The organism is Streptomyces sp. NBC_00525 (assembly GCF_036346595.1).
Classification (GTDB): domain Bacteria; phylum Actinomycetota; class Actinomycetes; order Streptomycetales; family Streptomycetaceae; genus Streptomyces.
Window position 1 is genome coordinate 1069523 of the sequence record NZ_CP107834.1, and the last position, 14085, is coordinate 1083607.

Consider the following 14085-nt stretch of genomic DNA (forward strand, 5'->3'; position numbering starts at 1 on the left):
CCGTTCCATATGGGACCGGCTCCGCCTCAGCAGTCGCAGCCGCAGTCGCAGCAATTGCAGCAATCCCCGCAGCTGCTGCACGCGTCGCAGCCGTCGCAGCAGTCCCCGCAGTCGCACTGGCTGCACAGCCCCTCGCGCCGCTGGCGGGTCCAGGGGTCCTCGAAGGTGCCGCAGCACATCTGGCAGGTGCAGGCGAGCCCGGCCCACACCAGGCAGCCCATGACGAGCCCGCGCCGGTCGCGCGGCGGCTCGGGCGGCCGGGGCCCGGCGGGCCCGCCCGGTCCGGTCGGGGCGTACGGGTTGCCCGGCGGCGGCCCGAAGGAGCCCGCGGGCGCGGTTCCTGACGGTGCGCCGGACCCGGCGGCCGCTTCGTCGGCCCGGTGCGAGCAGACGTCCGTGGCGAAGGCCCGGTCCACCGAGCGCCGCAGTTCATGGGCCAGCAGGACGTGCGCGAGACGGTCGTCGGTGAACTCCGCGTCGCGCAGCGCCAGCCGTACGCCCCGCAGCGCGTCGTCGCACAGCCGCCGGGCCTCGGCGCGCGAGGTGCCGGTCGCGGTGAGCGGGTTCCAGGCGCCCGACGCGGCGTCGGCCTCCTGGTCCTCCACCGCGTCCAGCAGATGCGCGAGGCGTCCGAAGAGGCGTCCGGCCTCGGCGAGCGGTTCGGCGTTGTGCGGCTTGCCCGCGAGGACGGCGGTGTGCGCGAAGGCCGCGGCGGTGGCGGTCTCGGTGGGCTCGGTGACCGTCAGCAGCGGGGTGCCGGGGCCGGCCAGCAGCTCGATGCCGGTCTGGCGGTCCACGGCGTCCACGAGGACCGCGGTGTCGAAGCCGAGCCGCGCGCCGGTGCGGGCCCCGGCCCGGTCCCAGCTCGCCGCCACCCGGCGGGCCGCCGCGGCGACCGGGCGGCGGGCCAACAGGCCGTCCCGGTCGGCGACGTGGTCCCGGACCTTCGCCGAGGCCAGCACCAGCGAGACGGCCGCCGCCAGCCGGGCGCCCTCGCCGCGCGCGACGGGCGCGGTGCGCATCGAACGCAGGGGGCAGGGCCCGGCGGTGCGGCGCTGTCCGGGAGTGCGTTCGACCTGAGCCTCCGTCAGCACCGAGACGATCAGACCGTCGTAATTGGTGACGATCCGGGCGAACTGCCCGTGGTCGGAGCGGAGCGCCAGGCAGAGCCCGCACAGATGCGCCATCCACTCGGTCCTGAGCCCCTCGGAGAGGCGATGCGTACAGGGCCTGACTATTCCGAACACGGTCTTCCCCCCGGAGTTTCGTTCATGTGTGCGCCGCACTCGGGCGCGAGCGCGACGGCATCGTACCGAGCGGACCGTTCACCCGTACGTCCCCCATGTCACCCGTACGGCCCGGAGCATCATATTTTCTTTCTTCACCCCCCTTTACCTATACGAATCCTGACGAATCGCCACATCCTCTGCACCAGTACCGTCACGAATGTCCTGCGCGCCGCCTATCCCCTTGGCGCGCGATCCGCATCATGGACGACCATAGGGATACGAAAGAGATGCGGAACACCAAGGAACCGCGGTGAGAGGAGGCGTCCATGGGATCGGTGCGCAAGGCGAGCGCCTGGCTGGGCCTCGTCGAGGACAACGACGAGCGGTACTACGACGACGACGAATACGCCGAGGGTGCGCGGACCGGCACCGGCCAGGCCTGGGTGACCGATCCGCGCGTGCGGGTGGCCTCCGAGGCGGCCCAGGAGACCGGCCGCCGGATCGCCACGGTGACCCCGGACAGCTTCCGGGACGCCCGCAGCATCGGCGAGCTGTTCCGGGACGGCGTCCCGGTGATCATGAACCTCACGTCCATGGACTCCGCCGACGCCAAGCGCGTGGTGGACTTCGCCGCCGGGCTGATCTTCGGACTGCGCGGGTCGATCGACCGCGTGGCCACCCGGGTCTTCCTGCTGACCCCCGCCGACACCCAGGTGCTGAACGGCGAAGCCGCCGGCCGCCCGACCGACGGCTTCTTCAACCAGAGCTGACCGCCCTCCGGGCGCTCATCGGAACGCGTCCAGACCGGTGAGCGCCTTCCCCAGGACCAGCTGGTGCATCTCCACGGTGCCCTCGTAGGTGAGCACCGACTCCAGGTTGGTCGCGTGCCGCATCACCGGGTACTCCAGCGAGATCCCGTTGGCGCCGAGGATCGTGCGCGAGGTGCGGCAGATCTCGATGGCCTCCCGCACGTTGTTCAGCTTCCCGAAACTGACCTGCTCCGGACGCAGCCGCCCCGCGTCCATCCGCCGGCCCAGGTGGTGGGCGAGCAGGATTCCCTTGTGCAGCTCGACCGCCATGTCGGCGAGCTTGGCCTGGGTGAGCTGGAAACCGCCGATGGGCCTGCCGAACTGCTCCCGGCTCCGCGCGTACTCCACGGCCGCCTCGAAGCTCGACCGGGCCGCGCCCATGGCGCCCCAGACGATGCCGTAACGGGCATGGCTCAGACAGCTGAGCGGGCCGCGCAGCCCGGTGACGCCCGGCAGGACGGCGTCGGCGGGCAGCCGCACCTCGTCCAGGATCAGTTCGCTGGTGACCGAGGCGCGCAGCGACCACTTGTGCCGGATCTCGGGTGCGGAGAAGCCCGGCGCGTCCGTCGGTACCACGAAGCCCCGGATGCCGCTGCCGTCCTGGCTGTCGCCGGTCTGCGCCCAGACGACCGCGACCCCGGCGACCGAACCGTTGGTGATCCACATCTTGCGGCCGCTGAGCACCCAGTCCCCGCCGTCGCGCCTGGCGTACGTGCGCAGGCCGGCCGGGTCCGAGCCGTGGTCCGGTTCGGTGAGGCCGAAGCAGCCGATGGTCTCGCCGGCCGCCATGCCGGGCAGCCACCGCTGCTTCTGCTCCTCGGAGCCGTAGCGGTGGATCGCGTACATGGCGAGGGAGCCCTGTACGGAGACGAGCGAGCGGATGCCGGAGTCGGCCGCCTCCAGCTCCAGGCAGGCCAGCCCGTACTGGACGGCGGTGGCGCCCGCGCAGCCGTACCCCTGGAGCGACATGCCGAGCGCGCCGAGCGCGCCCAGTTCGCGGGCCAGCTCGCGGATGCCGGGCAGCTCGCCGTTCTCGTACCACTCGGCGATGTGCGGCAGGACGCGGTCGGCGGCCCAGGTGCGGACCGTGTCGCGGATCGCGAGGTCCTCGGGGTCCAGCAGGTCGTCGAGGCCGATCGGGTCGCGGGGGTCGAAGGGCGGGAGCTTCGGGGTGGGGGCGGTGGACATGAGGGTGTGCCTCCGGCAGAACGACGGGGAACGGCTGGGAACGGCGACGGGACGGTTACGAGCAGCAATGGCCAGGCATCGACGGCTCGAAAACTAGCAGCGTTAGTTACGTTGCCGTGCCGACGTTACGACCCGGTGTGCCGCTCGTCCAGAGCCCCCCGCCCCGGCCGGCCGGCGCCGGGCGGGCAGCCGTACCGCCGCGTCCGGACACTCGACGGGTGCCGCCGGTGCCGGGGCCACCGCGTCCAGGCGCTCCGCGGACTCGCGCGGCTCGCACAGCTTCGGCGCGCACTCCATCAGCCGGGGCAGCCGCAGCGCGGCCAGCGCGCCGAGCAGCAGCAGCCCCGCGCTGACCATCAGCGTGACGTGCAGCCCGTCGATGAAGGCGTCCCGCGCGGTGGCGCGCAGTACGGCGCCGAGGGGCCCGCCCAGCTGCTCCGCCTCCTGGTACGCCTCGCCCAGCGAGTGCGAGGCCGCCGCCCCCGCGTCGGCGGGGACCCCGGCGGCGGGCAGGCCGGCCAGGCCGGGGGTGTACGCGGCGTTCATCACGCTGCCCAGCAGCGCTATGCCCATCCCGGCGCCCAGCTGGTAGGAGGTCTCCCCGATCGCCGCCGCCCCGCCGGCCCGGTCGGCGGGGGCCTCGCTGAGCATCGACTCGTACGCGCCGAACAGCGTGGACTGGAGGCCGAAGCCCAGGGCGACGAACGCGACGGCCAGCAGCCAGGCCCGGTCGTGCCGGCCCATCGCGGTCAGCGTGAGCACCGAGGCGGCCGTCAGGACGAACCCCCAGCCGACCATCCGGCGCGGCCCGAGCCGGCGCAGGGTGTGGGAGCCGGTGGCGCCTGCGGCCATCGCGGCGAAGGTGAGCGGGAGCAGTCTGAGGCCGGTCTCCAGGGGGCTGAGGCCGAGGACGAGCTGGAGGTACTGGACGGCGACGAGCTCCAGGCCGACCAGGGCGAGCATGGCGAGGACGATGCAGCCGACCGCGGTCGAGAAGGCGGGCCTGCCGAACATGCCGATGTCGATCAGCGGATGGGTGCGCCGTTTCTGGCGGCGGACGAAGGCGACCAGCAGCGCGGCGCCGAGCAGCAGCGGCACCAGGGTGGCGGCACCGGTCAGCCCCTCCCCCGTACCGGCCCGCTTCACGCCCAGGACCACGCCGAGCACTCCGGCCGCGGCCATCAGCGCGCCGAGCACGTCCCACGGGCCGTCGTCGCTGCCCCGCGACTCGGGGAGCAGCAGCCGGCCGACGGGGAGGATCAGGGCCATCAGCGGGATGTTGATCAGGAAGACCGAGCCCCACCAGAAGTGCTCGACGAGGAATCCGCCGATGACGGGGCCGGTGGCGGCGCCGACCGCGGCGACGGCGGACCAGACGCCGATCGCAACGGCCCGCTCGCGCCGGTCGGGGAAGACCTGGCGCAGGATCGAGAGCGTCGCGGGCATGATCATCGCCCCGCCGACACCGAGCAGGGCCCGGGCCGCGATGAGCACGCCCGCACTGCCGGCCAGGGCGGCGACGGCGGACGCGACGCCGAAGAGGGCGTAGCCGATCAGCAGGACGCGGCGGCGGCCGACCCGGTCGCCGAGGGTGCCGAAGAGGATCAGCAGGGAAGCGCAGACCAGCGGGTAGGCGTCCACGATCCAGAGCAGCCCGGCGGCGCTGGGCCGCAGGTCCTCGGTGACGGCGGGGACGGCGACGTGCAGCACGGTGGCGTCGAGCGCGACGAGCAGCAGGCTGAGGCAGAGGACGACGAGGACGACCCAGCGATTGGCACCGTCGGCGGCCGAGCGCAGGCGGCGGATTCGGGCGGTGGTCGTCCCGGACATGCATCTACCTCCCAAAAGGTCCCTCGCACTCGGCGGGCCCATGGGACGCGATGTCCACCGTCCGTCGGGGGCCCGGCATCGAACGGGCGAGTGATCCGTCAGCGTACGCGAGTTCGGCAGGGCCACACGTGGCCCATCTCATACCGTCCGACCCGGTGAAGTGTGGCGTACGCCACTGCCGCACACCCGTTCGGGTCACCGTCGGGACCTGCGGCGATCCATCGGCGGCCGCCCGGCGGCGCCGCACGGCCGCCCGCCCGAAGCCGTACCGTAACCGGACTGCCACCCTCCGTTCCGTTCCGGCGCGCTGTCGATAAACACACTTCGAAGCCCCGGAGACAGTGCGGCTATTTCGGTGAATTATCTTTTCGAACAGGCATCGCATAACCCTCGTAAAGAAATACGAGAGTTATTCATGCTCCCTGGGAAAACCCGCCCGGTGAGACGCAGTCCACATCACATCGTCATCACGAACCGCCCGGATCGACCGGGACACTCACTCACTCGCTGTAACGTCGATTGGGTGCGTACCGACATCTTCGCCCGGCTGGACCGGGAGCCGGAACCGCCGAAGATAGAGACACCGCGGATGAGCCGTCACCGCATCGCTCTCTTCGGCGGGACGTTGGCGTTCTATGTGGCCATCGTCGTCGCCGTGCTCATGTCGACCTGGCTGGTGGCCCTGGACTGGAAGGTCATGCTCTTCCGGCCCTACGAGCAGTGGCCCTCGATCCACGCAGCCCTCGACTACTACGTGGTCCTCGGGCAGCGCGGACCCACGGCGGTCATGGTCGCCTGCTGGCTCGGCTGGCGCTCCTGGCGGCAGCACACCCTGCGTCCGCTGCTGACGCTGGGCGCCTCGCTGCTCCTGCTCAACCTGTCGGTGGGTGCGGTCAAGATCGGCCTCGGCCGGCTCGGCCCGCACTACGCGACCAGGATCGGATCGGCCGAGCTCTTCGCCGGCGGCGATATATTTCCCTCGGGTCACACCGCCAACGCCGTGGTGACCTGGGGCATCCTCGCCTACCTGGCCGCCACCCCGAGGGCCAGGCGCTATCTGTCGGCCCTGTCCGCGATCGTCTCGCTCGGCGTCGGCCTCACGACGGTCTACCTCGGTACGCACTGGCTGAGCGACGTGCTCCTCGGCTGGGCGGCCGGCCTGCTCATCCTGCTGGGCCTGCCCTGGGTGGAGCCGCTGATCACCCGCGCCGAGAACTGGATCTTCGTCGCCCGCGCCCGGCTGGGCGCACCCGGCAGCAGGCCGCTGCGCCCGGCGCCCGCCGCAGCCCCCGTGGCCGCCCCGGCCGGCCGGCCGGGCACGCCGCAGACCGGGGACGAGCCGGCCGCGCAGAGCCCGGCACACGGTCAGACGGGGCGCCCGCCGGCCGCCAGCACCCGCCCGCGCCCCGCGCCCGCCGTCCACGCGGTGCGCTCGGAGCGGTCCCCGGTCACCCCGGCCGGCAGCCGCCGCCCGCCGCACGCGGACCGCGCCCCGCGCGGGGGTACGGCTCCGGCCCGCCCGGTCGCCGGCGGCTGACGCCCCTTCCGTACGGCTCCGGGGCCCCGGCCACGACGGCCGGGGCCCTTCGCGCGCGTCCGGCGGGCCCGCGGCGGTCAGCCGGTCCAGCAGCGCCGGACGACGCCGCCGTCGACCTCGAAGTTGATCCGGCCCGCCTGGAACTCCATCGTGACGAACGTGCCCGGCGCGAGGGACCGGACGGTGGTCCAGCCGTGCTCCCGGGCCCGCCGCTCGGCGGTCTCCGCGGCGAGGCCCACATACGCGCCGGTGGCGTCGTCGGGCTGGGCGGGAGGGGTCGGTATGGGTGCCATACCTTCACCGTAGGCGGCCGGGAGCGGGGGCGGTAGCCGGGGCCGCGCGGGGCCGCACGGCATCTTCACGTCCCTCACCGGTCACGCTTGTGTCACAGGATCACGACATGTGTTCCCCTTGGGCTCCTTCACTCGAACGAGCGATTCACAACTGGACGCACAGTAATCGCACAGGCCGGTGAACGATCATCGGACCGGTAAGCCCGGGGCGCGGAAACCGGGCGGAAACCGGGTCGATTTCCGCCTCTCGGCGCAGTTGAATTCCGCACGGAAAGCGCGCCGCAAAGGCGGGCTTCGCCGGTATTTAACCTTCCCTTATTGTGCGCTTGTCCGAAAGGGCCGCCGGAGCCGCCTCCGGGAGGGCCCGGACACGCGCCGGCGACCGTATAGCGGACAACCCGCTCCCCCGCATTCCGGCCCCCGCGGGCGGTCCGTCGCGCCCCCGCCGCCCCGCGCCGCCCGCGCGCTCCGCACGCCCCCCGGCCCGATTCCGTACGCCTTCCGGCGTGACCCCGGCAGCGGATCGCCCGTTGTCATCACTGAGCCGGGAACCGCCCGGCGCACGTACCGAGTTCGAGGAGCCACCCGTGCCGCGCATGCTCGATGTCAGCGAGGACGTACGCGCCGAGATCGGCGACGCCGAAGCCGACCGGCTGCTCGTCGGCGACAACGCCCCCGGCAGCTACGACTGCACCTCCTGCCGCACCCCCGGCGACTCCGAGCAGGAGCGCACCAGCACGGTGCTGTTCGTCGGCGACGAGACCGCCGTGCTCGCCTTCGCGCACGCCAGCTGCATCCCCTCCCAGGTCGTCCAGGTCGCCGAGGAGCAGCTCCAGGGCGCCGTCCGCAGCATCACCGGCGGCGACGGGGGCGAACCGGAGCGGGTCGTGCCCGAGCAGGCCGTCCTCGGCATCACCAGCGGCCTCGTCCTGATCGACGACGAGCTGCACCCGGCCCTGGTCGTGGAGCCGACCGGCGCCATCGCCCGCCCCGGCACGGACGGCCGGGACGGCGACCAGTTCCTCCAGCTGCTCCTGGAGCAGGGCTTCCAGCCGGTCCACCGCATGGAGCAGGTGCCCGAGGTGCTGCACGGCTGGTCGATTCTGCTCGCCATGGGCCAGCTGCACGCCGTGCTCCAGCCGGGTACGGGGGGCGGCTCCCCGGTCGCCTGGTGGCAGGCGCACGCGCCGCTCCAGGTCACCGAGGGCTGGCGGACGGCCGTCAACAAGTCGCAGACCGTCCTCGTATACGCCGCCCCGGCGGGCTCCATCGGCCAGCAGCCCCGCGAGGACCTGCTGCGCGAGGCGCTGGAGAAGGCGTCGGCCGCCGGGCTCCTGGTCGCCGCCGCCATGCCGCTGGCCGGGACCTGACCGTGCCGGCGCTCCCGCGCCGCCGGCGAACAGGTGTCTTCCCGACGGGTGTTTCTCCGGCGGGCCCGCATCCGACGACCGACGAGGTCGTTGGCACCTACGTGCACTCATACAACCCCTCCCACCAGCGCCAGGGCCCCATCCCCGCCATGCGTCCCTCGCAGGAACCTTCGGGCGGCCCGTCCCACACCCCGATCTACGATGCGCTGTACTCCGAGTACCGCCGCTCGTTCCGGGCGCTGCCGGGAGACCGGACCGGGGAGGAGAGTCTGGGCCTCCAGGCTCTCGGCACCGGTCTGCCCGGCTCGCGCGCCCCGATGCACGGCCTCGGCGGCTGGCAGCGGGTGGGACGGCACGCCGGACACGCCCGGCCCGCGGCGCTGCCGCCCGGCTCGCGGGACGCCTGACCGCTGGGACCGGCGCAGGCCCCGGACACGGCGCAGCCCCGGACCGCACGCTCGCCGTGCGGTCCGGGGCCGCGCCGTGCGCGTATCCCTGGGGGCTACTTCTTGCGGCCGCGCTTCTCGCGGACCCGCACCGAGATGTGGATCGGGGTGCCCTCGAAGCCGAACTCCTCGCGCAGCCGGCGCTCGACGAACCGCCGGTAGCCGTGCTCCAGGAAGCCGGAGGCGAAGAGGACGAAGCGCGGCGGCTTGGTGCCCGCCTGGGTGCCGAACAGGATGCGAGGCTGCTTGCCGCCCCGGACCGGGTGCGGGTGGGCGGCGACGATCTCACCGAGGAAGGCGTTGAGGCGGCCGGTCGGGACGCGGGTCTCCCAGCCCTCCAGCGCGGTCTCGATCGCGGGGACCAGCTTCTCCATGTGGCGGCCGGTGCGGGCGGAGACGTTGACCCGGGGGGCCCAGGCGACCTGCGCCAGCTCCGTCTCGATCTCCCGCTCCAGGTAGTAGCGGCGCTCCTCGTCCAGCGTGTCCCACTTGTTGAAGGCGAGCACGACGGCGCGGCCCGCCTCCACGGCCATGGTGACGATGCGCTGGTCCTGGACGCTGATCGTCTCGCTGGAGTCGATCAGGATGACCGCGACCTCGGCCTTCTCCAGGGCGGCGGCGGTGCGCAGCGAGGCGTAGTAGTCCGCGCCCTCCTGGAGGTGGACCCGGCGGCGGATGCCGGCCGTGTCGATGAACTTCCAGGTGACGCCGCCGAGCTCGATCAGCTCGTCCACCGGGTCGCGGGTGGTGCCGGCCAGCTCGTTGACGACGACGCGCTCCTCGTTGGCCACCTTGTTCAGCAGCGAGGACTTGCCGACGTTGGGGCGGCCGATGAGCGCGATGCGGCGCGGGCCGCCGGTGGCGGTGCCGAAGGACTGCGGCGGGGCCTCGGGCAGCGCCTCCAGGACGGCGTCCAGCATGTCGCCGGTGCCGCGGCCGTGCAGCGAGGAGACCGGGTGGGGTTCGCCGAGGCCGAGCGACCACAGGGCGGTGGCGTCCGCCTCGCCGCTCTGGCCGTCCACCTTGTTGGCGCAGAGCACGACGGGCTTGCCGGCCCGGCGCAGCAGCTTGACGACGGCCTCGTCGGTGTCGGTGGCGCCGACGGTGGAGTCCACCACGAAGACGACCGCGTCGGCCGTCTCGATCGCGTACTCCGCCTGGGCGGCGACGGAGGCGTCCAGGCCGAGGACGTCCTGCTCCCAGCCGCCGGTGTCGACGACCTTGAAGCGGCGGCCCGCCCACTCCGCCTCGTAGGTGACGCGGTCGCGGGTGACGCCCGGCTTGTCCTGCACGACGGCCTCGCGGCGGCCGATGATCCGGTTCACCAGGGTCGACTTGCCGACGTTGGGGCGGCCGACGACGGCGAGGACGGGCAGCGGTCCGTGACCGGCCTCGTCCAGGGCGCCCTCGACCTCTTCCGGGTCGAACCCCTCCTGCGCGGCGAGCTCCATGAACTCCGCGTACTCGGCATCGCCAAGCTCTCCGTGCTCGTGGTCCGAGCCGCCGGAGTGAATCTGGTCGTTCATGAAGTCCGTTCCTCTTTGCATCATCATCGATGGACCGCGCAGCGCGCGGTCCACTACTCAAGTCTTACCCGGTGCGCCCGGTGAGGCGCCCGGCGTGCTCCAGGTGGCCGGTCAGCCGGTCCTGGATGCGCAGCGTGGCCTCGTCCAGCGCCTTGCGCGTACGCCTGCCGCTGCCGTCACCGGCCTCGAAGGCTGCTCCGAAGACGATGTCGACGCGGCTGCGCAGCGGCGGCAGTGCCGATATCAACCTGCCGCGGCGCTCGGTGCTTCCCAGGACGGCCACGGGCACGATCGGCGCCCCGCCGCGCAGCGCGAAGTACGCGAGTCCGGCGCGCAGCGAGGCGAAGTCTCCGTCGCCCCTGGTGCCCTCGGGGAATATCCCGAGCACCCCGCCGCTCTCCAGCACGCCGAGCGCGCGGGTGATGGCGGTGCGGTCGGCGGTCGTGCGGTCCACCTCGATCTGGCCGATTCCGTGCAGGAACGGGTCCAGGGGGCCGACGAACGCCTCTTTCTTGATCAGGAAGTGGACGGGCCGGGGCGCGGTGCCCATCAGCATCGGCCCGTCGATGTTGTGCGAGTGGTTCACCGCGAGTATGACGGGTCCGGCGGCGGGTACCCGCCAGGCGCCGAGGACACGGGGCTTGAAGAGCCCGTACATCAGCCCGATCCCGATGCCGCGCCCGACCGCCGCACCGCGCGGCGAGGGCGCGCCCGTGGCGTCGGTCACTTCGCGGCCCGCGTCTCCCCGACGAGGGTGACGACGCACTCGATGACCTGCTGGAGCGTCAGCTCGGTGGTGTCCACCTCGACGGCGTCGTCCGCCTTGGCGAGCGGTGAGGTCTTGCGGCCGGAGTCCGCGGCGTCCCGCTTGATCAGCGCCTCCTTGGTGGCGGCGAGATCGGAGCCCTTGACCTCGCCGCTGCGGCGGGCGGCGCGAGCCTCCGGCGACGCGGTGAGGAAGATCTTGAGGTCGGCGTCGGGCAGCACGGTGGTGCCGATGTCGCGGCCCTCGACCACGATGCCCTTCTCCGCGCCGGCGGCGATGGCGCGCTGCAGCTCGGTGATCCGGGTGCGCACCTCGGGGACGGCGCTGACGGCGCTGACCTTGGAGGTGACCTCCTGGGTGCGGATCGGGCCGGAGGCGTCCTCGCCGTCGACGGTGATGGTGGGGGCGGCGGGGTCGGTGCCGGAGACGATGACCGGCTTTGCGGCGGCGGTCGCGACCTGGGCCGCGTCCTGCACGTCGACGCCGTTGTTCAGCATCCACCAGGTGATGGCGCGGTACTGGGCGCCGGTGTCCAGGTAGCTGAGGCCGAGCTGGGCGGCGACGGCCTTGGAGGTGCTGGACTTGCCGGTGCCGGAGGGGCCGTCGATGGCGACGACCACGGCGGCCGGGGCGGTCCGGACGGCGGCGCTTACGGTTTCCACGGTGGTGGACACCTTCCTGGGGCTCGGGCGGGCTGGGCGGGACGCGTGAACCCGCCCCGCACAAGGTTACCGAGTGCCGGGACGGGTCCGACCACCCCTGTGGACAACCGTGCGACCGGGGTGCGGCGCGGCGGGGGCGGCGACGCGGGGCTACTGCCGGATCGACCAGCCCCGCTCGCGCAGTGCGGCGGCCAGGGCCGGGGCGGCGCTGGGTTCGACCATGAGCTGGACGAGCCCGGCCTGCTGGCCGGTGGCGTGCTCGATGCGCACGTCCTCGATGTTGATGCCGGACCGGCCCGCGTCGGCGAAGATCCCGGCCAGCTCGCCGGGCCGGTCGCTGATGAGGACGGCCACGACCTCGTAGGAGGCGGGGGCGGCGCCGTGCTTGCCGGGCACCCGGACGCGTCCGGCGTTGCCCCGGCTCAGGACGGAGCGGATGCCCTCGGTGCCGGCGCGCCGCTCGTCCTCGTCGGCGGACTGGAGCCCGCGCAGCGCGGTGACGGTCTCCGTCAGGTCGGCGGCCACCCCGGCGAGGACGTCGGCGACCGGGCCCGGATTGGCGGCCAGGATCTCCACCCACATCCTCGGGTCGGAGGCCGCGATCCGGGTCACGTCCCTGATCCCCTGCCCGCACAGGCGCACCGCTGTCTCGTCGGCGTGCTCCAGGCGGGCCGCGACCATGGAGGAGATCAGCTGCGGGGTGTGCGAGACAAGGGCGACGGCCCGGTCGTGGGCGTCGGCGTCCATGACGACCGGCACGGCGCGGCACAGCGCGACCAGTTCCAGGGCGAGGTTGAGCACCTCGGTGTCGGTGTCCGGGGTCGGGGTGAGGACCCAGGGGCGGCCCTCGAACAGGTCGGCGGTGGCGGCGAGCGGCCCGGAGCGCTCCTTGCCGGCCATGGGGTGGGTGCCGATGTAGGCGCCGAGGTCGGCCCCCAGCGCCTCCAGCTCGCGGCGCGGGCCGCCCTTCACGCTGGCGACGTCGAGGTAGCCGCGGGCGACGCCGTCGCGCATGGCGGCGGCGAGCACGGCGGCGGTGTGGGCGGGTGGTACGGCGACGACGGCGAGGTCCACACGGCCCTCGGGCGGCGCGTCGGTACCGGCGCCGAGGGCGGCGGCGGTCCTGGCCGACTCGGGGTCGTGGTCCACGAGGTGGACGGCGATGCCGCGGCTCGCGAGGGCGAGGGCGGCGGAGGTGCCGACGAGGCCGGTACCGATGACGACGGCGCTTCTCACTGGGCGATGTCCTTGCGCAGGGCGGCGGTGGCGCCGAGGTAGACGTGGTTGATCTCGGCCTTGGACAGATAGGTCTCGACGTGGGCGAGGATGCGCACGACGCGGGGCATGGCGCCCTCGATGTCCAGTTCCTGGGCGCAGATCAGCGGGACGTCGACGATGCCGAGGCCGCGCGCCGCGGCGGCCGGGAAGTCGCTGTGCAGGTCGGGCGTGGCCGTGAACCAGATGCTGATCAGGTCGTCCGCGACGAGTTCGTTGCGTTCCAGGACGGCGGTGAGCAGGGCGCTGACCTGCTCGTCCATGTGCCCCGCCTCGTCCCGCTCCAGCTGGACGGCTCCGCGGACCGCTCGTACCGCCACGTCGTGCTCCTTGCTTGTCCGTATCGCTTCGGGCGCTTGTGATCAGCGTAGAGGGGCGGCGGGGGCGCGCGCCGGGGCGCCCTTTTTATGAGACGCGCCGGTGCGGGGCGCTGGCGTACGCTCCCGGCATGATCGCTCCGACCGACGAGGAACTGGTGCGCCGGCACACGGTCTACTCCTGTGTGATGGGGTCGCGCGCCTTCGGTCTGGCCACGGAGGACAGCGACACCGACCGGCGGGGCGTGTTCCTGGCGCCGACACCGCTGTTCTGGCGCTTCGAGAAGCCGCCCACGCATGTCGAGGGCCCGGCCGAGGAGCAGTTCTCCTGGGAGCTGGAACGCTTCTGCGAGCTGGCCCTGCGCGCCAACCCCAATGTGCTGGAGTGCCTGCACTCGCCGCTGGTGGACCACGCGGACGCCACCGGCCGCGAACTGCTGGCGCTGCGCGGCGCCTTCCTCTCGCTGCGGGCCCACGACTCGTTCGTCCGCTACGCGGTGGCGCAGCGCCGGAAGCTGGAGGCGGACGTCCGGCGGTACGGCGCCCCGCGCTGGAAGCACGCCATGCATCTGCTGCGCCTGCTGGCGAGCTGCCGGGACCTGCTGCGCACCGGCGTCCTGGACATCTCGGTGGGCGAGGCCCGCGAGGACCTGCTGGCGGTCAAGCGGGGCGAGGTCCCGTGGCCGGAGGTGGAACGCCGCATGACCGGCCTGGCGGCCGGGAACGACGCGGCGATCGCCTCCTCCCCTCTGCCGGCCGAGCCGGACCGGGCGCGCGTGGAGGACTTCCTGATCCGCGTCCGCCGCGCGTCGGCGCTGGCGGCGGGCTGAGTGCCCG

14 protein-coding genes are annotated in these 14085 nt (G+C 73.2%); 5 read left to right on the plus strand and 9 right to left on the minus strand.

What is annotated here, in order from left to right; translation table 11 throughout:
* Positions 1 to 26: 26 nt before the first annotated feature.
* Positions 27 to 1187 (minus strand): DUF5685 family protein, encoded by a 1161-nt coding sequence (locus OG710_RS04685; protein ID WP_443064222.1) that lies wholly within the window; start codon positions 1185 to 1187, stop codon positions 27 to 29.
* 368 nt (positions 1188 to 1555) lie between these two features.
* On the opposite strand from OG710_RS04685, the gene OG710_RS04690 reads away from it, so the two are divergent.
* A complete protein-coding gene (locus tag OG710_RS04690; RefSeq protein WP_330238205.1) occupies positions 1556 to 1999 on the plus strand; it encodes a cell division protein SepF in 444 nt (147 codons plus the stop codon).
* 15 nt (positions 2000 to 2014) lie between these two features.
* On the opposite strand, the gene OG710_RS04695 is transcribed toward OG710_RS04690, so the two are convergent.
* Positions 2015 to 3226 (minus strand): acyl-CoA dehydrogenase family protein, encoded by a 1212-nt coding sequence (locus OG710_RS04695; protein WP_330238206.1) that lies wholly within the window; start codon positions 3224 to 3226, stop codon positions 2015 to 2017.
* Between the two features lie 102 nt (positions 3227 to 3328).
* Positions 3329 to 5056 carry an MFS transporter gene (locus OG710_RS04700; protein ID WP_330238207.1) on the minus strand — a complete coding sequence of 576 codons (1728 nt, stop codon included), beginning with the start codon at positions 5054 to 5056 and terminating at the stop codon, positions 3329 to 3331.
* Positions 5057 to 5579: 523 nt separating this feature from the next.
* Here OG710_RS04700 and OG710_RS04705 point away from each other — a divergent pair.
* Positions 5580 to 6593 carry a phosphatase PAP2 family protein gene (locus tag OG710_RS04705; RefSeq protein WP_330238208.1) on the plus strand — a complete coding sequence of 338 codons (1014 nt, stop codon included), beginning with the start codon at positions 5580 to 5582 and terminating at the stop codon, positions 6591 to 6593.
* Positions 6594 to 6670: 77 nt separating this feature from the next.
* Here OG710_RS04705 and OG710_RS04710 read toward each other — a convergent pair whose 3' ends face one another.
* A complete protein-coding gene (locus tag OG710_RS04710) occupies positions 6671 to 6886 on the minus strand; it encodes an I78 family peptidase inhibitor (RefSeq protein WP_111333371.1) in 216 nt (71 codons plus the stop codon).
* A 587-nt stretch (positions 6887 to 7473) separates the two neighbouring features.
* Between OG710_RS04710 and OG710_RS04715 the strand changes: the two genes are divergently transcribed.
* Together OG710_RS04715 and OG710_RS04720 are read left to right on the plus strand one after the other, a co-directional pair.
* Positions 7474 to 8256, plus strand: coding sequence for a hypothetical protein (locus OG710_RS04715; protein ID WP_330238209.1), 783 nt, complete (start codon positions 7474 to 7476; stop codon positions 8254 to 8256).
* Between the two features lie 149 nt (positions 8257 to 8405).
* Positions 8406 to 8663, plus strand: a complete 258-nt coding sequence (locus OG710_RS04720) for a hypothetical protein (protein ID WP_330238210.1) — start codon at positions 8406 to 8408, stop codon at positions 8661 to 8663.
* Between the two features lie 95 nt (positions 8664 to 8758).
* Here the strand turns inward: OG710_RS04720 and der are convergent, their stop codons facing one another.
* The 5 genes from der to aroH form a co-directional block, all read right to left on the minus strand.
* The gene (gene der / locus OG710_RS04725; protein WP_111333366.1) at positions 8759 to 10228 is read right to left on the minus strand and encodes a ribosome biogenesis GTPase Der; all 1470 of its coding nucleotides are present in this window, start codon (positions 10226 to 10228) and stop codon (positions 8759 to 8761) included.
* Between the two features lie 64 nt (positions 10229 to 10292).
* Positions 10293 to 10955, minus strand: coding sequence for a lysophospholipid acyltransferase family protein (locus OG710_RS04730; protein ID WP_330238211.1), 663 nt, complete (start codon positions 10953 to 10955; stop codon positions 10293 to 10295).
* Positions 10952 to 11668 carry a (d)CMP kinase gene (gene cmk / locus OG710_RS04735; protein ID WP_330238212.1) on the minus strand — a complete coding sequence of 239 codons (717 nt, stop codon included), beginning with the start codon at positions 11666 to 11668 and terminating at the stop codon, positions 10952 to 10954. Before cmk ends, OG710_RS04730 begins: the two co-directional genes overlap by 4 nt.
* A gap of 138 nt (positions 11669 to 11806) precedes the next feature.
* Complete coding sequence (locus OG710_RS04740; RefSeq protein WP_330238213.1) at positions 11807 to 12892, minus strand: prephenate dehydrogenase; 1086 nt, start codon at positions 12890 to 12892, stop codon at positions 11807 to 11809.
* Entirely contained in the window at positions 12889 to 13251 is a 363-nt protein-coding gene (gene aroH / locus OG710_RS04745) for a chorismate mutase (RefSeq protein ID WP_111333358.1), read from the minus strand. Before aroH ends, OG710_RS04740 begins: the two co-directional genes overlap by 4 nt.
* A gap of 128 nt (positions 13252 to 13379) precedes the next feature.
* Between aroH and OG710_RS04750 the strand changes: the two genes are divergently transcribed.
* Positions 13380 to 14078, plus strand: a complete 699-nt coding sequence (locus OG710_RS04750; RefSeq protein WP_330238214.1) for a nucleotidyltransferase domain-containing protein — start codon at positions 13380 to 13382, stop codon at positions 14076 to 14078.
* Positions 14079 to 14085 lie beyond the last annotated feature (7 nt).